This is a genomic window from Pseudomonas sp. I2, assembly GCF_040984075.1.
Classification (GTDB): Bacteria; Pseudomonadota; Gammaproteobacteria; order Pseudomonadales; family Pseudomonadaceae; genus Aquipseudomonas; species Aquipseudomonas guariconensis_B.
In genome coordinates, this window is record NZ_JBCGFQ010000008.1 from 101,730 (window position 1) to 121,762 (window position 20,033).

The 20,033-nt window shown below is 65.4% G+C and carries 20 protein-coding genes and 1 pseudogene; 5 read left to right on the plus strand and 16 right to left on the minus strand.

Annotation, left to right across the window (positions count from 1 at the left end; genetic code table 11):
* Window positions 1-99 precede the first annotated feature (99 nt).
* Window positions 100-825: a tellurite resistance TerB family protein gene (locus tag WCE05_RS06250; RefSeq protein ID WP_225787293.1), complete on the minus strand. Its 726-nt coding sequence runs from the start codon at window positions 823-825 to the stop codon at window positions 100-102.
* A gap of 197 nt (window positions 826-1,022) precedes the next feature.
* On the opposite strand from WCE05_RS06250, the gene WCE05_RS06255 reads away from it, so the two are divergent.
* A complete protein-coding gene (locus WCE05_RS06255; protein ID WP_368815604.1) occupies window positions 1,023-2,447 on the plus strand; it encodes a gamma-aminobutyraldehyde dehydrogenase in 1,425 nt (474 codons plus the stop codon).
* Window positions 2,448-2,512: 65 nt separating this feature from the next.
* Here WCE05_RS06255 and WCE05_RS06260 read toward each other — a convergent pair whose 3' ends face one another.
* The 3 genes from WCE05_RS06260 to WCE05_RS06270 all read right to left on the minus strand — a co-directional run bounded on the left by WCE05_RS06260 (window position 2,513) and on the right by WCE05_RS06270 (window position 6,151).
* On the minus strand, window positions 2,513-3,619 hold the full coding sequence (locus WCE05_RS06260) for an NADH:flavin oxidoreductase/NADH oxidase (RefSeq protein WP_253079924.1): 1,107 nt from the start codon (window positions 3,617-3,619) through the stop codon (window positions 2,513-2,515).
* 249 nt (window positions 3,620-3,868) lie between these two features.
* Window positions 3,869-5,578, minus strand: a complete 1,710-nt coding sequence (recJ, locus tag WCE05_RS06265; RefSeq protein WP_368815605.1) for a single-stranded-DNA-specific exonuclease RecJ — start codon at window positions 5,576-5,578, stop codon at window positions 3,869-3,871.
* Window positions 5,579-5,608: 30 nt separating this feature from the next.
* Complete coding sequence (locus tag WCE05_RS06270; RefSeq protein WP_225787286.1) at window positions 5,609-6,151, minus strand: YaeQ family protein; 543 nt, start codon at window positions 6,149-6,151, stop codon at window positions 5,609-5,611.
* A gap of 234 nt (window positions 6,152-6,385) precedes the next feature.
* On the opposite strand from WCE05_RS06270, the gene WCE05_RS06275 reads away from it, so the two are divergent.
* The gene (locus tag WCE05_RS06275) at window positions 6,386-7,585 is read left to right on the plus strand and encodes a CaiB/BaiF CoA-transferase family protein (RefSeq protein WP_225787285.1); all 1,200 of its coding nucleotides are present in this window, start codon (window positions 6,386-6,388) and stop codon (window positions 7,583-7,585) included.
* A gap of 16 nt (window positions 7,586-7,601) precedes the next feature.
* Window positions 7,602-8,483, plus strand: a complete 882-nt coding sequence (locus WCE05_RS06280; protein WP_368815606.1) for a TIGR02285 family protein — start codon at window positions 7,602-7,604, stop codon at window positions 8,481-8,483.
* 149 nt (window positions 8,484-8,632) lie between these two features.
* Here WCE05_RS06280 and WCE05_RS06285 read toward each other — a convergent pair whose 3' ends face one another.
* The 12 genes from WCE05_RS06285 to ffh all read right to left on the minus strand — a co-directional run bounded on the left by WCE05_RS06285 (window position 8,633) and on the right by ffh (window position 18,646).
* On the minus strand, window positions 8,633-8,914 hold the full coding sequence (locus tag WCE05_RS06285) for a DUF3509 domain-containing protein (RefSeq protein WP_225787284.1): 282 nt from the start codon (window positions 8,912-8,914) through the stop codon (window positions 8,633-8,635).
* 77 nt (window positions 8,915-8,991) lie between these two features.
* Complete coding sequence (locus tag WCE05_RS06290) at window positions 8,992-9,432, minus strand: histidine kinase (protein WP_368815607.1); 441 nt, start codon at window positions 9,430-9,432, stop codon at window positions 8,992-8,994.
* A gap of 166 nt (window positions 9,433-9,598) precedes the next feature.
* On the minus strand, window positions 9,599-11,008 hold the full coding sequence (gene thrC, locus WCE05_RS06295) for a threonine synthase (protein ID WP_253079920.1): 1,410 nt from the start codon (window positions 11,006-11,008) through the stop codon (window positions 9,599-9,601).
* Between the two features lie 170 nt (window positions 11,009-11,178).
* Window positions 11,179-12,483 (minus strand): homoserine dehydrogenase, encoded by a 1,305-nt coding sequence (locus tag WCE05_RS06300; RefSeq protein WP_225787281.1) that lies wholly within the window; start codon window positions 12,481-12,483, stop codon window positions 11,179-11,181.
* Between the two features lie 82 nt (window positions 12,484-12,565).
* Complete coding sequence (locus WCE05_RS06305) at window positions 12,566-13,327, minus strand: DsbC family protein (RefSeq protein WP_253079919.1); 762 nt, start codon at window positions 13,325-13,327, stop codon at window positions 12,566-12,568.
* Window positions 13,328-13,481: 154 nt separating this feature from the next.
* Entirely contained in the window at window positions 13,482-14,378 is an 897-nt protein-coding gene (xerD, locus tag WCE05_RS06310) for a site-specific tyrosine recombinase XerD (protein WP_253090617.1), read from the minus strand.
* A gap of 184 nt (window positions 14,379-14,562) precedes the next feature.
* Window positions 14,563-14,973, minus strand: coding sequence for an acyl-CoA thioesterase (locus WCE05_RS06315; RefSeq protein WP_225787278.1), 411 nt, complete (start codon window positions 14,971-14,973; stop codon window positions 14,563-14,565).
* 122 nt (window positions 14,974-15,095) lie between these two features.
* Entirely contained in the window at window positions 15,096-15,446 is a 351-nt protein-coding gene (gene rplS / locus WCE05_RS06320; protein WP_225787277.1) for a 50S ribosomal protein L19, read from the minus strand.
* 42 nt (window positions 15,447-15,488) lie between these two features.
* Window positions 15,489-16,241 (minus strand): tRNA (guanosine(37)-N1)-methyltransferase TrmD, encoded by a 753-nt coding sequence (gene trmD / locus WCE05_RS06325; protein ID WP_225787276.1) that lies wholly within the window; start codon window positions 16,239-16,241, stop codon window positions 15,489-15,491.
* 3 nt (window positions 16,242-16,244) lie between these two features.
* On the minus strand, window positions 16,245-16,781 hold the full coding sequence (rimM, locus tag WCE05_RS06330) for a ribosome maturation factor RimM (RefSeq protein WP_368815608.1): 537 nt from the start codon (window positions 16,779-16,781) through the stop codon (window positions 16,245-16,247).
* A gap of 5 nt (window positions 16,782-16,786) precedes the next feature.
* Window positions 16,787-17,038, minus strand: coding sequence for a 30S ribosomal protein S16 (gene rpsP / locus WCE05_RS06335; protein WP_225787274.1), 252 nt, complete (start codon window positions 17,036-17,038; stop codon window positions 16,787-16,789).
* Between the two features lie 231 nt (window positions 17,039-17,269).
* Entirely contained in the window at window positions 17,270-18,646 is a 1,377-nt protein-coding gene (ffh, locus tag WCE05_RS06340; RefSeq protein ID WP_225787273.1) for a signal recognition particle protein, read from the minus strand.
* Between the two features lie 429 nt (window positions 18,647-19,075).
* Here ffh and WCE05_RS06345 point away from each other — a divergent pair, with 429 nt between their 5' ends.
* A complete protein-coding gene (locus WCE05_RS06345) occupies window positions 19,076-19,885 on the plus strand; it encodes an inner membrane protein YpjD (protein ID WP_368815609.1) in 810 nt (269 codons plus the stop codon).
* 9 nt (window positions 19,886-19,894) lie between these two features.
* Window positions 19,895-20,033: pseudogene (locus WCE05_RS06350) on the plus strand (transporter); the annotation flags it as partial.

Sequence of the window (20,033 nt, forward strand, 5' to 3'; positions counted from 1 at the left end):
AGCACCAGTGCCCCTGTGGCCGGCTTGCCGGCGATGGGGCGCGAAGCGGCCCCAATGCCGCTTAACCGACTGGCATTAGGCAAGCCCTCTATCACAGCATCACTGCCCGGCGGCAAGCCTGACCTGCTCCTCCAGCTCCTGGCGCAGGGTCGGCTCCAGGCGCAGCTGGCGTGCCAGTTCGTCCAGGTAGGCACGCTCCATGAAGTTCTCCTGGTCGACCATCATCACGCTGGCCAGGTACATCTCGGCAGCCATCTCCGGCGTCTGCGCGGCACTGGCCACCTCGGCCGGGTCCAGCGGCTTGTTCAGCTCGGCGTGCAGCCAGTGCTGCAGCTCGCGATCGTCGTCGAGCCTGACGAATTCGCCCTCGATCAAGGCACGTTCGCGCTCGTCGATGTGGCCATCGGACTTGGCGGCCGCCACCAGGGCACGCAGGACCGCCTGGCTATGCTGCTCGGCCTGGGCCGGCGGCAGGCGATCGAGGGTCCGGGGTTCCTGGGGCTGGCCTTCGCCCTGGCGCGCCTGCCAGTTGCCGTAGGCCTTGTAGGCCAGCACGCCGAGGGCGGCCAGGCCTCCGTAGGTCAGCACCTTGCCGCCGTACTTGCGCGCCTTCTTGTTGCCCAGCAGCAAGCCCATGGCACCGGCTGCCAGGGCACCGCCGCCGGCGCCCGAGAGCAGGCTGCCAAGGCCACCGCCCTTGCCCGCCTGGCCGCCGAGCAGGTCGCCAAGGCCAGGCACCTTGCCCGCCCCGCCCTTGCCTTGCTGGTTCTGCAACAGCGTCTGTCCGGACTTGAGCAGTTGGTCGAGCAGGCCACGGGTGTTCATCTGGCGTTACCTCCTGGGGAAAGGAAAACCCCAGAGTAGGCCCGGAGGCTGAATCCTCGCTTAACGCATTTGCATCCGAATGTTGCTCGATGTGTCATTTGTCGCCGGCGGCACCAGCTTCTAGTCTGGTGGATCACGGTCGTGCCGCGCCCACGTGGGTGGTCGTCGCGCGCAAACCCCCTACGGAGGATGGACGCATGCATACCCAAATGCTGATCAACGGTCGCCTGGTGGCCGGCGAAGGCCCCACCTGGACCGTGCTGAACCCGGCCCTGGGCAGCGCCCTGGCGCAGATCGGCGAAGCGACCGAAGCCCAGGTCGACGCCGCCGTGCGTGCCGCCGACCAGGCGTTCGACAACTGGTCGCAGACCAGCCCCAAGGACCGCTCCCTGGCCTTGCTGGCGCTGGCCGATACCCTCGAACGGCATGCCGAGGAACTGGCCCGGCTGGAGTCGCAGAACTGCGGCAAGCCTTTCGCCGCGGTGCTCGGCGACGAGTTACCGGCCATCGTCGACGTATTCCGCTACTTCGCCGGCGCAGCCCGTTGCCTGGGCGGCTCGGCGGCTGGCGAGTACCTGCCGGGGCACACCTCGATGATCCGTCGCGACCCGCTGGGGGTGGTCGCCTCCATCGCGCCGTGGAACTACCCGTTGATGATGCTCGCCTGGAAGGTCGCCCCTGCCCTGGCGGCAGGCAACACCGTGGTGCTCAAGCCTTCGGAGCTGACGCCCCTGACCGCCCTGCGCCTGGCAGAATTGGCCAAGGACATCCTGCCGCCAGGTGTGCTCAACATCCTGTTCGGTCGCGGCCCGACCGTGGGCACACCGCTGGTCACCCATCCCAAGGTACGCATGGTCTCGCTGACCGGCTCGATCCCCACCGGCGCGCACATCATCGGCGCCACGGCCAGCAGCGTGAAGCGCCTGCACATGGAGCTCGGCGGCAAGGCGCCGGTGCTGGTGTTCGACGACGCCGACCTGGACGCCGCCATCGAGGGTATCCGCACCTTCGGTTTCTACAATGCCGGCCAGGACTGCACCGCCGCCTGCCGCCTGTATGTGCAGGACGGTATCTACGAGCGTTTCGTCGAACGCCTGGGCGAGGCGGTGGCCAGCCTCAGGCCTGGCCTGCAGGACGATCCCGAGACCGAGCTGGGGCCGTTGATCAGCGCCCAGCACCGCGACAAGGTCGCCGGCCTGGTGCAGCGGGCCATCGCCCAACCCCACATCCGCCTGGTGACCGGCGGCAAAGCCCTGCCGGGCGAGGGGTTCTACTTCGAGCCGACGGTACTGGCCGATGCGCTGCAGGATGACGAGATCGTCCGCCACGAAGTGTTCGGCCCGCTGGTCTCGGTGACGCGCTTCAACGATGAAGCCCAGGCCCTGGAGTGGGCCAACGACTCGGACTATGGCCTGGCCTCATCGGTATGGACCCGCGACACCGGCCGCGCCCACCGCCTGGCGGCACGCCTGCAGTACGGCTGCACCTGGGTCAATACCCACTTCATGCTGGTCAGCGAAATGCCCCATGGCGGGCAGAAACACTCGGGGTATGGCAAGGACATGTCCATGTATGGGCTGGAGGACTACACCTGCGTGCGGCATGTGATGATCAGGCATTGAGCCTGGGGCTGCAAAGCAGCCCCAGTGTCACCCGGCATTGGGGCTTGCCCACAAAGGCGCCGATACTATTCCCGCAGGTCTGACTCGTGGATCGGGTTCGCCCGGCTGGTGGCCCGCTGGTATTGCGCCGGCCACGTCGCCTTGTTGCCGCCCAGGTCATCGTCGGCGTGCAACGGCCAGTACGGGTCACGCAGCAGCTCGCGGGCCAGGAAGATGATGTCGGCCTGCCCGGTGCGCAGGATATGCTCGGCCTGGGCCGGTTCGGTGATCATGCCGACAGTGCCGGTAGCGATCTCCGACTCCTTGCGTACCCGCTCGGCAAAACGGGTCTGGTAGCCAGGGCCGGTAGGGATCTCGGCATTGACCGAGGTGCCGCCGGAGGAAACGTCGATCAGGTCCACCCCGATCGCCCGCAGGCGCCGGGCCAGTTCGACGGTCTCGTCCGGATTCCAGCCATCCTCGACCCAATCGGTGGCCGATACCCGCACGAACAACGGCAACTCCTGTGGCCAGACCTTGCGCACCGCCTCGGTCACCTCCAGGGTCAGGCGGATGCGGTTCTCGAAGCAACTGCCATAGCGGTCTCGGCGCTGGTTGCTCAGCGGCGAGAGGAACTGGTGCAGCAGGTAACCATGGGCGGCATGCACTTCGGCCACCTTGAAGCCTGCGCTCAAGGCGCGGCGGGCAGCATCGGCGAATGCCTGGACGATACCGCCGATCTCATCCTCGGTCAGTTCATGGGGCACGGTGTGTTCCGGGTCGAAGGCGATCCTCGACGGGCCGACCGGCTGCCAGCCGCCCTCCTCCACGCTGACGCTGCCATGCTTGCCCAGCCAAGGCCGGTAGGTGCTGGCCTTGCGCCCGGCATGGGCCAGCTGGATGCCCGGCACGGCGCCCTGAGCGGTGATGAAGCGGGTGATGCGCTGCAACGGCGGGATCTGTGCATCGTTCCACAGGCCCAGGTCCTCTGCACTGATGCGCCCCTGCGCGGTCACGGCAGTGGCCTCGGTGAACACCAGGCCTGCGCCACCAACGGCACGGCTGCCTAGGTGCACCAGGTGCCAGTCGTTGGCCAGGCCGTCGACGGCGGAATACTGGCACATGGGGGAAACGGCGATGCGGTTGGGCAGGGTCAGCTGACGCAGGGTGTAAGGCTCGAGCAGCAGGCTCATGAGGGCACCTCCCAAGGACTCCAATGGTGATCCGGCCCGGACACTCAATTGCACGTCCCTGGCCCGGGTCCGGTCAATCTTCAGACTAGACCAGATTGGGTGGGGGAGTGGTTCCGTGGGATGTTGGGATTGAGCGCCGCCCGCCCGGCCGCATCGCACGCCATCGCTTTGGCTCGTGGCTCGACATCGAATCGTACCGGTCGCGCATAGAGCACTTTCGCAGAACCGCCGTTCCCACAGGAGTTGCCGTCAGCGCGGCTCCATGTGGGCAATCATCAGCTGTACGCTTTCATTGCCACGGAACTCGTTCACATCCAGCTTGTAGGCCAACTCGACCCAGCGCACGGTCGGGTTCGGCCACACCTCGCGGTCGATGCCGAAGGCAATGCCGTCCAGCCGCACCGAGCCACACTCGCTCTTGAGCACTACCTTCAAGTGCCGCTCGCCCACCACCCGCTGCTCGACCAACTGGAACACGCCGTGGAACAGCGGCTCGGGAAAGTGCTGCCCCCAGGGCCCGGCATGACGCAGGGCACGCGCCAGGTCCAGGTGGAACTCCTCCACCGCCAGGGTACCGTCGGACAGCAAGCGCCCGGTCAGGTCCTCCTCGCGCAGCTGGCGGCGAACCTCCTCGTCGAAGGCCTGGGCGAAAGCCGGGAAGTTGTCTGCTGGCAGCGACAGGCCGGCGGCCATGGCATGCCCGCCAAACTTGCTGATCAACTGTGGATGGCGCGCTGCCACCGCATCCAGCGCATCGCGGATGTGAAAACCCGGCACCGAGCGCGCCGAGCCCTTGAGCATGCCCTCCCCGGCATCGGCAAAGGCGATGGTCGGGCGGTGGTAGCGCTCCTTCAGACGCGAGGCGAGGATGCCGATCACCCCCTGGTGCCAGTCCGCATCGAACAGGCACAGACCATAGGGCATGGACTCTACCGGCAGGTCCTTGAGCTGGGCCAGCGCCTCGCGTTGCATGCCCTGTTCGATGGACTTGCGGTCCTGGTTCAAGGCATCCAGCTCGCGTGCCATGTCCAGGGCCTGGGCCGGATCGTCGCAGAGCAGGCATTCGATACCCAGGCTCATGTCGTCCAGGCGCCCGGCGGCGTTCAACCGCGGCCCGAGAATGAAGCCCAAGTCGGTGGAGGTGATGCGCCGATGGTCACGCCGGGCCACCTCGAGGATCGCCTTGATCCCGGGCCGGGCACGGCCGGCGCGGATACGCTCGAGGCCCTGGTGGACCAGGATGCGGTTGTTGGCGTCCAGCGGCACCACGTCGGCCACGCTGCCCAGCGCCACCAGGTCGAGCAGCTCGCCGATGTTCGGCTGCGGCTGGCTGTCGTAGCGCCCCAGGTCGCGCAGGCGCGCGCGCAGCGCCATGAGCACGTAGAAGATCACCCCGACCCCGGCCAGGGCCTTGCTCGGGAAATCGCACCCCGGCTGGTTCGGGTTGACGATGGCGTCGGCCTGCGGCAACTGCTCGCCGGGCAGGTGGTGGTCGGTGACCAGCACCTTGAGCCCGGCGGCCTTGGCTGCGGCCACCCCCTCCACGCTGGAGATGCCGTTGTCGACGGTGATCAGCAACTGCGGCTCGCGCTGCAAAGCCACCTGGACGATCTCCGGGGTCAGGCCATAGCCGTACTCGAAGCGGTTGGGCACCAGGTAGTCGACATGGGCCGCGCCCAGCAGGCGCAGGCCGAGTACGCCGACCGTACTGGCGGTGGCGCCATCGGCATCGAAGTCACCGACGATGAGGATACGCTGGCGCTGGTCGAGGGCTTCGACCAGCAACTGCACCGCAGCGTCGATGCCCTTGAGCTGCTGGAAGGGCAGCAGGCGTGCCAGGCGCTTGTCCAGCTCGGCTTCGGACTGCACGCCACGGGCAGCATACAGGCGGGTCAACAAGGGAGGCAGGTTGCCCAGGAACGGCAGGCTCGGCGGCAGGGGGCGAGGTTCGATACGCATGGGATCTTCGGCAGTCAGGTAGGGAACAGGTCAGCCACGCTCACCGAGCAGCCACTCCAGCTGCACTTCGTGCTGGCCGCGGTCGTCGGTGACGTATACCGTGCCTTCGCTGATCATCACGTCCCACTTGATCGAGCGGGGCATGTCCGTGGCCAGGGTCTCCAGCACCTCCTGGGGCACGGCGGCGATGCTGAGGTTCTTCAGGCCCTTGACCGCATCCACCACCTTGTTCTGCCACACCCGCAGGCTGCCGTAGGCCAGCAGGCTGGTGCGCTCGGTGCGACGCGAGCACCAGGTCAGGCGCTCGGCATCCGGCTGGCCGACCTCGATCCAGTGCAGGACACGGTCATCCAGGCTCTTTTCCCACAGAGCTGCTTCATCCACATCCGACAGGCCACGGCCAAACGCCAGGTTCTCGTTGTACCAGAGCGCGTAGGCCAGCAGCCGTACGGCCAGGCGTTCCTCGGTCTCCGAGGGGTGACGGGCGATGGTCTGCCTGACGTTTTCGTACACGCCGCGGTCGAGATCGGTCAGGTTCAGTTCGAATTTGTAGGTGGTGGACGGCTGGGCCATGGCGACGGGCTTCTTGCAAAGAAAAGTTGCACAGTCTAACCGATCGTGGACAGTCGCGGGGCGCTGACGGCCTTCTTCGCGGGCTTGTCCCAATGCTGGGCCTGGCAAGACATTCGGCGTCCATTCAGGGCCGCTTCGCGCCCCATCGCCAGCAAGGCAGCCCCACCCTGGCAGTACCTGCCATGCACCACCTGTGATACAACCAAGGGCCAAACCCATCGCCACGGACGCCCCATGCCCACGCCCAGCAAACCCCTCGCCGGCCTGAAAGTCATCGAGCTCGGCACCCTCATCGCCGGCCCCTTCGCTTCCCGCATCTGCGCCGAATTCGGCGCCGAGGTGATCAAGGTCGAGTCGCCCGATGGCGGCGACCCGCTGCGCAAGTGGCGCAAGCTGTACGAGGGCACCTCGCTGTGGTGGTTCGTCCAGGCGCGCAACAAGCAATCGCTGACCCTCAACCTCAAGCACCCCGAAGGCCGCGAGATCCTCAAGCGCCTGCTGGCCGAGGCCGACATCCTGATCGAGAACTTCCGCCCCGGCGTGCTGGAAAAGCTTGGCCTTGGCTGGGACGTGCTGCACGCCCTCAACCCGCGCCTGGTCATGGTGCGCCTGTCAGGCTTCGGCCAGACCGGCCCGATGAAGGACCAGCCCGGTTTCGGCGCGGTCGGCGAATCCATGGGCGGCCTGCGCTACATCACCGGCTTCGAGGACCGCCCGCCGGTGCGTACCGGGATTTCCATCGGCGACTCGATCGCCGCCCTGTGGGGCGTGATCGGCGCATTGATGGCCTTGCGCCATCGCGAAGTCAACGGCGGCCAGGGGCAGGTGGTGGACGTCGCGCTCTACGAAGCCATCTTCGCCATGATGGAAAGCATGGTCCCGGAGTTCGACGTGTTCGGCTTCATTCGCGAGCGCACCGGCAACATCATGCCGGGGATCACCCCCTCCTCCATCCACACCACCGCCGATGGCCGGCACGTGCAGATCGGCGCCAACGGCGATGCCATCTTCAAGCGCTTCATGCAGGCCATCGGCCGCGACGACCTGGCCAACGACCCTGGCCTGGCCACCAACGATGGCCGCGACCTGCGCCGCGACGAGCTCTATGGGGTGATCGACCGCTGGGCCAACGGCCTGCCACTGGCCCAGGTGATGCAAGTGCTCAACGATGCCCAGGTGCCCGCCAGCCGTATCTATTCGGCCGAGGACATGTTCAGCGACCCGCAGTTCCTGGCCCGCGAGATGTTCCTCCAGGCCCGCCTGCCGGACGGCAAGCCGTTCAGGATGCCAGGCATCGTGCCCAAGCTCTCCGACACCCCAGGCTCCAGCGAATGGGTGGGGCCGGGCCTGGGCGAACACAACGAATCCGTGCTCGGCACCCTGGGCTACGATGCCACGGCCATCGCCCGGCTGCGCGAAGCCGGCGCGATCTGATCGCGCGCAACACGCCATGCGCATGCCCGGCGGACGCCTGCTTGGCCTCCTGATCCTGCTGTGCGGGTTGCTGCCGGCCATGACCGAGGCCAAGGAGCGCCTGCTGTGGCTGGTGCGCGACCTGCCACCGTTCACCATCTTCGAAGGCTCGGAGAAAGGCCAGGGCGTGATCGACCGCATGCTACCGGAACTGATCGCGCAGATGCCCGAGTACGACCACAGCATCGTCCGGGTCAACCGTGCCCGTGGCCTCCAGATGCTCCAGAGACCCAACCTCACCTGCGACCCGACCCTGCTATGGACGCCGGAGCGGGCCAGGTTCGTGCAATTTTCCACGCCCTTTCTCGGCGTGCTGAGCAGCGGGCTGGTAGTGCGCCGCCAGGACCAGGCCCTGCTGGCGCCCTTCCTGGAGCGCGGCAAGATCGACCTCCAGCGCCTGCTGGCGCAGACCCGGCTCAAGCTCGGCATCGTCGCCGAGCGCAGCTACAGCGCACAGGTCGACGATATCCTGCGGCAATTGCCCGACAGCGCCTTCAGCCGCCACTACGGCAACGACGCCACCGCCAACCTGCTGCAGATGCAGCGCCTGGGGCGCCTGCAACTGGTGCTCGGCTACTGGCCGGAGGCGCGCTACATGATCCAGCAGCAAGGCGGATCTCTGGACGAATACGTGTTCCATCCGATCCAGGGGGTGGACCGTTACCAGTTCTTCCACGTGGGCTGCTCCGACACGCCGCTCGGACGCGAGGCCATTGGCCATATCGACCCGTTGTTGGCCACCTTGCGCCACGCCCCATTGCCCGAGCAGTATGCCCAGTGGCTGGACCCGGGCCTGCGCGAGGACTATCTGGAACAGAGCCAGCGCTTCTTCGAAGGCAAGCAGCACCCGCCCCGCTGACAGCGCTCGTGGCCGGACGGACAAAAAGAAACCCCGGATGCCGGGGAGAGCGTCCGGGGTCGAGCGAAAGCCCTGAAGGACTCCCGGGACAGCCCGCAGCACCGGAGCAGAGTGCCGTCAGCCTACCCTCACTGTGTCAGATAAAGCGCTCAGGCGAAGGTTCCCGGCAATGACTGCTGGTGCTGCAAGGCCGCGATCACACAGGGCTGCAGGCGGCCTTCGACGATCTGCAGGTCACGGTGCAGGCCATCCACCAGGTCGACCAGCAGTTGTTGCTCCTGCAATTGGCGCGGGCTTACCGCACGCCTGAGGATCACCGCCCCCTGGTTGTCGATCACTGTCAGCTGGCGCTTGCCGCTGGCGTCTGTTTCGCCGAGTTGGGCTTGGTACGGGGTCAGGGCATCATTGAGCAGTTTGCAGATTCTTTCCATCCGGCGTACTCGCTGTTCTTGGAACCTATCGGAACTGACCTTGGGGAGCGGAGGAAGTTCGTCTAGCCGCCCCCGTATCAATGAGCATGCTCAAGGCAGATGACCGTTTGAGTATCCCTTGCGCCGCATGCTCCAGGAATGGGTCGCAAGCGCCGCACGGCATCGTGCAGGGCGGCCATCGACAACGGCCAGCGCAGTTCAGCGATGACCCACAGGCCCTGTTGTCGGGCTTGCTGGGCCAGGTCCGCCTTGCCCGGTGACGGCTGGCCGACGAACAGCAGCGCGCGTGGGCGCCGTGTCTGCAGCACATGCCGGAGCAGGGCCAGGCCGCTGGCCTCGGGCATGGCATGGTCGAGGATCAGCAGGTCGGTGGCGTCTCCCTGGGCCAAGCTTGCCTGGGTATCGGGCAGGCCCTGGGTGAGGCGCACATTGAAGATGCCCAGGGCATTGCAGGCCTGGTGCAAGAGGATCCGATGGGAAGGACGTGCCTGGTGGATGAGCACGTTGAGCCGGTGCATGGGCCGCTCCTGGGGCTTCGCGCGCCCTGGTGGATAGGGGCGGTTACTCTAGGGAAGTCACCTGACGACTCATATAGGAAAAGTCTGAAACCGCAGTGGGAACGGTCTGCGGATAATGGGTGGATAGACATTGGGGCCGCGAAGCGGCCCCAATCAATCACTCGTCTTACAGCGGCTTGCCACGATTCCCGTGCTGGCTGACGAACGCCTGCACCGCTTTCAAGTCGTTGGCCAGGACCGTGCAACGCTCCTCGCGCTCGAACAGGTCGCTCAGGTGGGCCGGCAGCTCCAGGGCCTTGCCGACGCCGGCCTTCTCCACCGCTTCGGGGAACTTGACCGGGTGCGCGGTGCCCAGCACCACCATCGGCGTATCCAGGCTGCGGCGGCACTCGCGGGCGGCCTTGACGCCGATCGCGGTATGCGGGTCGAGCACTTCACCGGTACTGGCGAACACTTCGGCAATGGTCTGGCAGGTCTGCTCGTCGGTCACCGCCAGGGAATCGAACAGCTTGCGCGCTTCGGTCCAGCGGTCCTGCTCGACGCTGAAACCACCGCCCTGCTTGAAGCGTTCCATCAGCTCGGCGATGGCGGCGCCACTGCGGCCATGCAGGTCGAACAACAGGCGCTCGAAGTTGGACGAGACCATGATGTCCATCGAGGGCGACAGGGTCGGGTGCAGGGTGTCCTTGACGTACTGGTTGCCGCTCATGAAGCGGTGCAGGATGTCGTTGCGGTTGGTCGCCACTACCAGTTGGCTGATCGGCAGGCCCATGTTGCGGGCCAGGTAGCCGGCGAAGATGTCGCCGAAGTTGCCGGTCGGTACCGAGAAGGCCACCGAGCGCGCCGGGCCACCCAGTTGCAGCGCGGCGTGGAAGTAGTAGACGATCTGGGCCATGATCCGCGCCCAGTTGATCGAGTTCACCGCCACCAGGCGGGTGCCCTTGAGGAACGACTGGTCGGCGAAGCTGGCCTTGACCATTTCCTGGCAGTCGTCGAAGTTGCCTTCGATGGCGATGTTGTGGATGTTGTCGCCGAAGATCGTGGTCATCTGCCGGCGCTGCACTTCCGAGACGCGCTGGTGCGGGTGCAGGATGAAGATGTCGACGTTGTCGCAGCGGCGGCAGCCTTCGATGGCGGCCGAACCGGTGTCGCCGCTGGTGGCACCGATGATCACCACGCGCTCGCCACGCTTGGCCAGCACATGGTCGAGCAGGCGGCCGAGCAGTTGCAGGGCGAAGTCCTTGAACGCCAGGGTCGGGCCGTGGAACAGCTCCATGACCCACTCGTTGCTGTCCAGCTGGCGCAGCGGCGCCACGGCGGCATGGGCGAACTCGCCGTAGGTTTCCTCGAGGATCTTCTTGAAGTCGGCGTCGGCGATGCTGCCTTCGACGAACGGGCGCATCACCCGGAAGGCCAGCTCGTGGTACGGCAGGCCGGCCCAGGAGGCGATCTCTTCCTGGGTGAAACGCGGCAGGTTTTCCGGCACGTACAGGCCGCCGTCGCTGGCCAGGCCAGCCAGCAGGACATCTTCGAAGTTCAGGGCCGGTGCCTGGCCGCGGGTACTGATATAGCGCATGGGTGCAAACCTTTGGTTCGAGCGGCAAGCTTCGAGCGGCACGCTACAAGAAAAAGCCGATCGGCATCGTTCCTGTAACTCGCGCCCCACCCTTGCCGCATGTGTCATCTGTTCCAAGCCTCAACGCCGAACTGCCTTTATCTTGCAGCTCGCTGCTTGAAGCTTGCCGCTTAATTGAGCTGTTCGACGCGAATACGCACGACCTTGCCGACCACGTCCTGCAGGGCTTCCAGGGCGACGATGGCGTCGTCGATACGCTGCTCGACCACGCGATGGGTCAGCAGGATCATCGGTACCAGGCCGTCCTGCTCCTCGGCTTCCTTCTGCATGATCGACTCGATGTTGATGCCGCGCTCCGAGAGGATGCTCGCCACCTGGGCCAGCACGCCCGGATGATCCTTGGCCTGGATGCGCAGGTAGTAGGCGCTTTCGCAGGCTTCGATCGGCAGGATCGGGTGGGCCGACAGTGAATCGGGCTGGAAGGCCAGGTGCGGCACGCGGTTCTCCGGGTCGGAGGTCATGGCGCGGACCACGTCGACCAGGTCGGCGACCACCGAGGAAGCGGTCGGCTCCATGCCGGCGCCGGCACCGTAGTACAGGGTCGAGCCGGCGGCGTCGCCGTTGACCATCACCGCGTTCATCACACCGTTGACGTTGGCGATCAGACGGTCGCTGGGGATCAGCGTCGGGTGCACGCGCAACTCGAAGCCGTCGTCGGTGCGACGGGCCACGCCCAGGTGCTTGATGCGGTAGCCCAGGGCCTCGGCGTAGTTGACGTCGGCCGTGGTCAGCTGGGTGATGCCCTCGGTGTAGGCCTTGTCGAACTGCAGCGGGATGCCGAAGGCGATGGAGGCCAGGATGGTCAGCTTGTGCGCCGCGTCGATGCCCTCGACGTCGAAGGTCGGGTCAGCCTCGGCGTACCCCAGGGCCTGGGCCTCGGCGAGCACGTCAGGGAAGGCACGGCCTTTGTCGCGCATCTCGGTGAGGATGAAGTTGCCGGTACCGTTGATGATGCCGGCCAGCCAGTTGATGCGGTTGGCCGACAGGCCCTCGCGGATCGCCTTGATCACCGGGATGCCACCGGCCACCGCGGCTTCGAAGGCGACGATGACGCCCTTCTCGCGGGCCTTGGCGAAGATCTCGTTGCCGTGCACGGCGATCAGGGCCTTGTTGGCGGTGACCACGTGCTTGCCGTTTTCGATGGCCTTGAGCACCAGGTCACGGGCGACGGTGTAGCCGCCGATCAGCTCGATGACGATGTCGATCTCCGGGTTGCTCGCGACCTCGAACACATCAGCGGTAATGGGGGTACCGGTAATCTGGCAGTTCGGGTTCTGCGAGCGCATGGCGATCTGTGCCACTTCAATACCGCGCCCGGCACGGCGGGCGATCTCCTCGGCGTTGCGCTGAAGTACATTGAAGGTTCCGCCACCGACGGTCCCCAACCCACAGATGCCTACTTTGACCGGTTTCACTGTGAACTCCCCATTGAACGGCCGGCCTCTGCGCCGACCGTGAAACATGCCGTCTCCCCATGGTGACGGCGTACTGATTGAATTACTTGGCTGCGCTGCCTTCGCTGGCCAGGGCCAGCTTGGCCACCTGCGGCGCCGGCTGGTAGCCCGGAATCACCTGGCCGCTCTGCAGGACGATCGCCGGCGTGCCGTTGACACCGATCGACTGGCCCAGCTGGAACTGCCTGCCGACCGGGTTGGCGCACTTGGCGGCCTTGATTTCCTTGCCCTCGATCATCTTGTCCAGCGCCGCGCGACGGTCGCTGGAGCACCAGACCGCCTGCAGTTGCTCGTCGCCCGGCGAGCCGAGCCCCTGACGCGGGAAGGCGACGTAGCGCACCTCGATACCGCGGCGGTTGAGCTCAGGCACCTCGGCGTGCAGCTTGTGGCAATACGGGCAGGTGGTATCGGTGAAGACGGTGATGTGCGACTTGGTCTGGCCCTTGGCAGGATAAACCACCATCTCGGCGGCTGGAATGCCGTTGATGAGCTTGGCGATGCCTTGGCGCTCGGTCTTCTCGGTGAGGTTGATCGGCTTGCCGTCCTGGATCTGGAACAGGTAGCCCTGCATGACGAACTGCCCATCGGCACTGGCGTACAGCACGCGGCCGCCCTGTAGCTTGACTTCGTAGAGGCCGCTGACCGGGCTGCTGGCGACGCTCTCGACCGGCACTTCCAGCTCGAGGGTCTGCAGGGTCTTGCGGATCGCCTGCTCGGCGCCGGCACTGGCGTCGCTGGTCGCGGCAACGGCAAAGGTACTGGCCAGCGCCAGGGCGGCGGCGGCGAAAATCTGGGTCACGCGCATGGGAACTCCTGAAGGCGGACGGGGCCGGCGGGGCGTCGGGCGCGGGGGAAATCGCGGCGAGCGGGCAGCCCTTGGTGCAAACCGTCCAAGCCTACCACAACAGGCCGCTACTGGAGGGGTTCGCAGGCACCGGTCGGCGGAACATGAAAACCATTCATCCACGCGGATGGTGCTGGGCATGCAGTTGCTGCAGGCGCGCCTTGGCCACGTGGGTATAGATCTGTGTGGTCGACAGGTCGCTATGGCCCAGCAGCATCTGCACCACCCGCAGGTCGGCACCGTGATTGAGCAGGTGGGTGGCGAAGGCATGGCGCAGGGTATGCGGCGACAGTGGCTTGTCGATGCCAGCGACCCGGGCATGGTGCTTGATACGGTGCCAGAAGGTCTGGCGGGTCATCTGCTCGCCGCGCTGGCTGGGGAACAGCACGTCGCTGGGGCGGCCATTGAGCAGCTCGGCACGCCCATCGCGCTGGTAACGCTCCAGCCAGAGCACCGCCTCCTCCCCCATCGGCACCAGGCGCTCCTTGCTGCCCTTGCCCATGACCCGCAGCACGCCCTGGCGCAGGTTGACCTGGTCCAGGGTCAGGCTGACCAGTTCGGTCACCCGCAGGCCGCAGGCATAGAGCACTTCGAGCATGGCCCGGTCGCGCTGGCCGATGGCCTCGCCTAGGTCCGGCGCCTGCAGCAGGGCCTCGACGTCGGCTTCGGACAGGGACTTGGGCAACGGGCGGCCCAACTGCGGCATCTCGACCTGCAGGGTCGGGTCGACGTCGATCAGCCTTTCCCGCAGCAGGTAGCGGAAGAAGCCGCGCAGGCCAGAGAGAAAACGCGCCGTGGAGCGTGGCTTGTAGCCTTGCTCGAAGCGCCAGGCGAGGTGATCGAGAATCAGCTCGCGGCCCGCCGCCGGCAGGGCCACGCCGTGCTCCTGCAACCAGCCGTTGAACAGGGCCAGGTCGCTGCGGTAAGAGGCGCGGGTATTGTCGGACAGGCCTTTTTCCAGCCAGAGGGCATCGAGGAACTGGTCGATCAGGGGGTGGTCGAGAGCGGACATGCGGGGCTGCTGGGCGTTGAGAGGGGCCTAGTGTTTCACAGCAGGTGACAGGTTGTCAGGTCTGGCACTTTCGCGGGCAAGCCCGCGCCCACATGGCCCTGCAAACCGCATCACTTGCGATCGACTCGCCCCCTGCAAGAGCGGGCTTGCCCGCGAACAGGCCGGCGCAGGCGCCGGAGCGTCCTCAGGCCTGCGGCAACACCGGCACCGGGCGCTTGTCCTCGTCGATGGCGACGAAGCTGAACACACCATGAATGGCCCGCTCGCGGCCATCGAGGTACATGTTCTCGACGAACACATCCACCTGCACCTGCAGGCTGGTGGTACCGACCTTGATCACGGTCCCCACCAGCTCGACGATCGAGCCCGCCGGGATCGGGTGCTTGAAGTCGATGCGGTCGGTGGACACGGTCACCAGCGGCAGGCGACAGAAACGGGTCGCGGCGATGAACGACACTTCGTCCATCCAGGCCAGGGCGGTGCCGCCGAACAGGGTGTTGTGGTGATTGGTGGTGCTGGGGAAGACAGCCTTGGTCACGCGGGTCACCGACAGTTCGGTGCGGCGTTGGATTTCCTGGTCTCGGGTGATGGTCATCGCTTACTCACATCGCAAGGGGCCGGGGCGGCCCCGGTACATCATTCGACAAAACGCAAAAAAGCAGCCCGAAGGCTGCTTTTTCTCTCGCAAGGCGGCCTCGGCCACCGGTCAAACTGCACTCAGGACAGTTTTTCCTTGATGCGAGCGGCTTTGCCGGACAGGTCGCGCAGGTAGTACAGCTTGGCCTTACGCACGTCACCACGACGTTTCACGGACAGGCTGTCGATTTGCGGGCTGTAGGTCTGGAAGGTACGCTCGACGCCAACGCCGCTGGAGATCTTGCGCACGGTGAAGGCGCTGTTCAGACCGCGGTTGCGCTTGGCGATGACGACACCTTCGAACGCCTGCAGACGGGAACGCTCACCTTCCTTCACTTTCACCTGGACGACAACGGTGTCGCCCGGGGCGAAGGCCGGGATTTCCTTGTTCATCTGCTCGGCTTCGAGCTGCTGGATGATCTTGTTGGTCATGCTGTGCTCCTAAGGCGGATAACTCGATCCACCATCGATACGTTAACTATCGTCCCGCTCGCGGAGGTATTCCTCGAGCAGCTTCTTCTCTTCTCCAGAAAGCGAGCGACTTTCCAGAAGATCGGCGCGCCGTTCGAAGGTCCGACCAAGGGACTGCTTCAACCGCCAACGCCGGATGTGTGCATGGTTGCCACTGAGCAACACGTCGGGAACGCGCAGATCCGCATACACCTCCGGTCGGGTGTAGTGCGGGCAATCGAGCAGACCGTCGGTGAAGGAGTCTTCCTCCGCCGAGTCCACATGCCCTAAAGCTCCGGGCAGCAGCCGCGTAACCGCATCGATCAGCACCATGGCCGGCAGCTCGCCACCGGAAAGCACATAGTCGCCAATCGACCACTCTTCATCGACATGAGCCTCGATAAAACGCTCGTCGATGCCTTCATAACGACCGGCGATCAGGATCAACGATTCCTGTTGCGCCAGCCCTTTGACCGCCTGCTGGGTCAGCTTGCGGCCTTGTGGCGAGAGGTAGATCACCTTCGCCGCAGCCCCGGTCGCCTGCCTGGCACTGGCCAGGGCGTCTTCCAGAGGCTTGATCTTCATCACCATGCCCGGACCACCGCCAAAAGGCCGATCATCCACCGTGTGGTGGCGATCCGTGGTGTAGTCCCGCGGATTCCAGCAGGTCACTTGCAGCAACCCCTGTTTCACCGCGCGGCTGGTAATGCCGTACTCCGTGATGGCCGAGAACATCTCGGGGAACAGCGTGACGACTTCTACGCGAAGGTTACCCATCGGTCAGAAATCCGCGTCCCATTCGACCCGCATCACGCCTGCTTCCAGGTCGATGGCCAGCACGCACTGCGCCGTATAGGGCAGCAAGCGCTCGCGATCGTCCAGGCTGCCTGCGCAGGGCCGGACCACCAATACATCGTTCGCGCCGGTCTCCAACAAGTGATCAACCTTGCCGAACAGCTGTTCGTCCTGGTTGACGACCTTCAGACCCACCAGCTGGTACCAGTAGTACTCGCCGTCGGTCAGGTTGGGCAAAAGGCTCTGCGGTACGCAGATCTCGTAACCGCTCAGAAGCCGTGCTTCGTCACGATCGTCGAGGCCCTTGAGCTTCACCACCAACCCCTTCTGGGAAAGGCGGCCCTTGACCAGCTCGACCTGCTTTACCACGCCTTCGTGCCGAAGCGTCCAGCGGGGATAATCCAACAGGTTGTCAATCGGATCGGTAAAGGAAAACACCTTCACCTCGCCGCGAACGCCGTGAACCGAAAAGATCTTGCCGACAACGATGAGGTCGTCAGCCTTGTCTGGCGTCGCGTTCATACTGCTCAGGCGGCAGCCTTGGCAGCGTCCTTCAGCAGCTGAGCAACACGCTCAGACGGCTGCGCGCCCTGGCTCAGCCAGTACTGGGCACGTTCCTGATTGACCGACAGGCGAACTTCGGCGCCGGAGGCGATCGGGTTGAAGAAACCGATACGCTCGACGAAACGGCCGTCACGGGCGTTACGGCTGTTGGTCACGGTCAGGTGATAGAAAGGGCGCTTCTTGGAGCCGCCACGGGCAAGACGGATGGTTACCATGTGAACATCGTTCCTATAGTCGGTGCTGCAAATCTGAATGCCCAATGGGCACAGGGTGCCCAAAAGGCCGCATATTCTCGGGGAATACACGGACATTTGCAAATGCCTTTTTCGGCAAGGCTACGCCTCACCGTCCAGATCTGCCGGTTAAGCCGCTGTTTGCGGCGCTATTCCCGCCGAGGCGGGGCTCCGGACGACCGCCTCACGACAAGGCGGCCACCTCGAAATCGGTTACAGCTTCGGCATGCCGCCACCCGGCAGCATCCCGCCCAGGCCACGCATCATCTTGGCCATGCCGCCCTTGGCGGAGAATTTCTTCATCATCTTCTGCATCTGCTTGTGCTGCTTGATCAGCCGGCCGACGTCCTGCACCTGGGTGCCGGAGCCGAGGGCGATGCGGCGCTTGCGCGAGCCGCTGATCATCTCTGGGTCGCGGCGCTCGGCCGGGGTCATGGAGTTGATGATCGCCTCCATCTGCTTGAACTGCTTCTCGGCCGCGCCCTGGGCGTTGCCCATCTGCGACAGGTTGACCCCGCCGATGCTCGGCAGCTTGTCCATCAGGCCACCCAGGCCGCCCATGTTCTTCATCTGTTGCAACTGGTCGCGGAAGTCCTCGAGGTCGAAGCCCTTGCCTTTCTTGAGCTTCTTGGCCAGCTTGTCGGCCTTGGCCTTGTCGATGGTCTGCTCGGCCTGCTCGATCAGGCTGAGCACATCGCCCATGCCGAGGATGCGCGAGGCGATACGGTCGGGGTGGAACGGCTCCAGGGCCTCGCTCTTCTCGCCCATGCCGATGAACTTGATCGGCTTGCCGGTGATGGCGCGCACCGACAGCGCGGCACCGCCACGGGCATCGCCGTCGACCTTGGTCAGCACCACGCCGGTCAGCGGCAGGGCGTCGCCGAAGGCCTTGGCAGTGTTGGCGGCATCCTGGCCGGTCATGGCGTCGACCACGAACAGGGTCTCGATCGGCTTGACCGCGGCGTGCAGGGCCTTGATCTCGTCCATCATCTCGGCGTCGATGTGCAGGCGACCGGCGGTATCGACGATGACCACGTCGATGAACTTGAGCTTGGCCTCGCGGATCGCCGCCTCGGCGATGGCCACCGGCTTCTGGCTGATGTCGGACGGGAAGAAGGTCACGCCGATGTCGTTGGCGAGGGTTTCGAGCTGCTTGATCGCCGCTGGGCGGTAGACGTCGGCCGAAACCACCATCACGCTCTTTTTCTTGCGCTCCTTCAGGAAGCGCGCCAGCTTGCCGGCGGTGGTGGTCTTGCCCGCGCCCTGCAGGCCGGCCATCAGTACCACGGCGGGCGGTGCGGCATTGAGCGCCAGGTCTTCGTTGGCCGCGCCCATCAGGCCTTCCAGCTCGGCCTGGACGATCTTCACGAATGCCTGGCCCGGGGTCAGGCTGCGCGACACCTCGGTGCCGACCGCACGTTCCTTGACGCTGTTGACGAAATCCTTGACCACCGGCAGGGCGACGTCGGCCTCGAGCAGGGCCATGCGCACTTCGCGCAACGTATCCTTGATGTTGTCTTCGGTCAGCTTGGCCTTGCCGGTGACATGGCGCAGCGTCTGTGACAGGCGGTCGGTCAGGTTTTCGAACATGGTGATCCTTTCAGGCCCAGTGAAGCCGAGGTTGTTCAGGCGCCCTGGCGGATATGCGCACGCGTGGGGCACAGCAAGCCGGGCATTATAACGGAGAGCGGCGGTGGCGCACACCTCGTGCCGTGCCTCCCATCGCGGCGGGAGCACACTCCAATCTACAGGCTGCAAGAAAAAGCAGAGCGTGCAGAGTTCTGCTTTTTAGGAACAGAACATTATTCATTGGGCCGCTTCGCGCCCCAAGACCACTGGACTGGCCGGCATTGGGGCACCCCCCCTCTCCCCACCCCTTCTGCTCGCGCGCGGATGGAAAGGCCTTCATCTGTCAAGCTTGCCGTTTGGGGGCTTGTGGCTCGAAGCCGCCCCCGGTCTTCCTAGGCTGCCGCGTTCTATGCCACACTTCGTTCCTTTAGGGCTTGCCTACCTGGACTTATGCTCTCGTCACCCAGCCTCATCCCCAACCTGCTCGCCGCCGGGCTGTACATCGTCGCCGCCCTCTACCAGGGCAGCCGCCTGGCCCAGAGCAGTCGCGCCGACAAACGGTTGCTCGGCCTGCTCGGCGCACTCGCCGTGGTCGCCCAGAGCGGCGCCCTGTTCTTCCAGCTGATCACCCCGCTGGGCCTGAGCCTCGACTTCTTCAGCGCCGCCAGCCTGATCGCCGCGGCCGTGATCGCACTGACCCTCGTGGCCTGCCTGCGCATCCCGGTCGAGAACCTGCTGGTGCTGCTGTTCCCGCTGGGGGCCATCACCGCCCTGCTGGCCCAGTTCGCCCCCGCGGGCACCGTGCCGCTGATCAACGAGAAACCCGGCATCCTGGCGCATATCCTGTTGTCGATCCTCGCCTATGGCCTGTTCACCATCGCGGTGTTCCAGGCCCTGCTGCTGCTGCTCCAGGACCACCAGCTCAAGCACAAGCACCCATCCGGGCTGATCCGCAACTTCCCGCCCTTGCAAACCATGGAAAGCCTGCTGTTCGGCTTCCTCTGGGCCGGCTGGTGCCTGCTCTCGCTGTCGTTGATCTCCGGTTGGCTGTTCCTCGACAACCTGTTCGCCCAGCACCTGGTGCACAAGACCTCCCTCGCCTGCGTCGCCTGGGTGGTGTTCAGCGTGCTGCTGTGGGGCCGCACCCGCCTCGGCTGGCGCGGGCACAAGGCGATCCGCTGGACGCTTGCCGGTTTCTGCCTGCTGATGCTGGCCTATTTCGGCAGCAAGCTGGTCCGCGAATTCATCCTGCACGTCTGACGGCCGCCCATGGACACCCTGCCGTACGCGCCCTTGCTCGGCACCCTGACCCTGGCACTGCTCTGGTCGGCACTGTTCAGTGCCGTCGACGCGGCACGCCAGCAACTGAACGGCCAGCAGCGGCCCGCTGAAACCAGCGAACCCACCC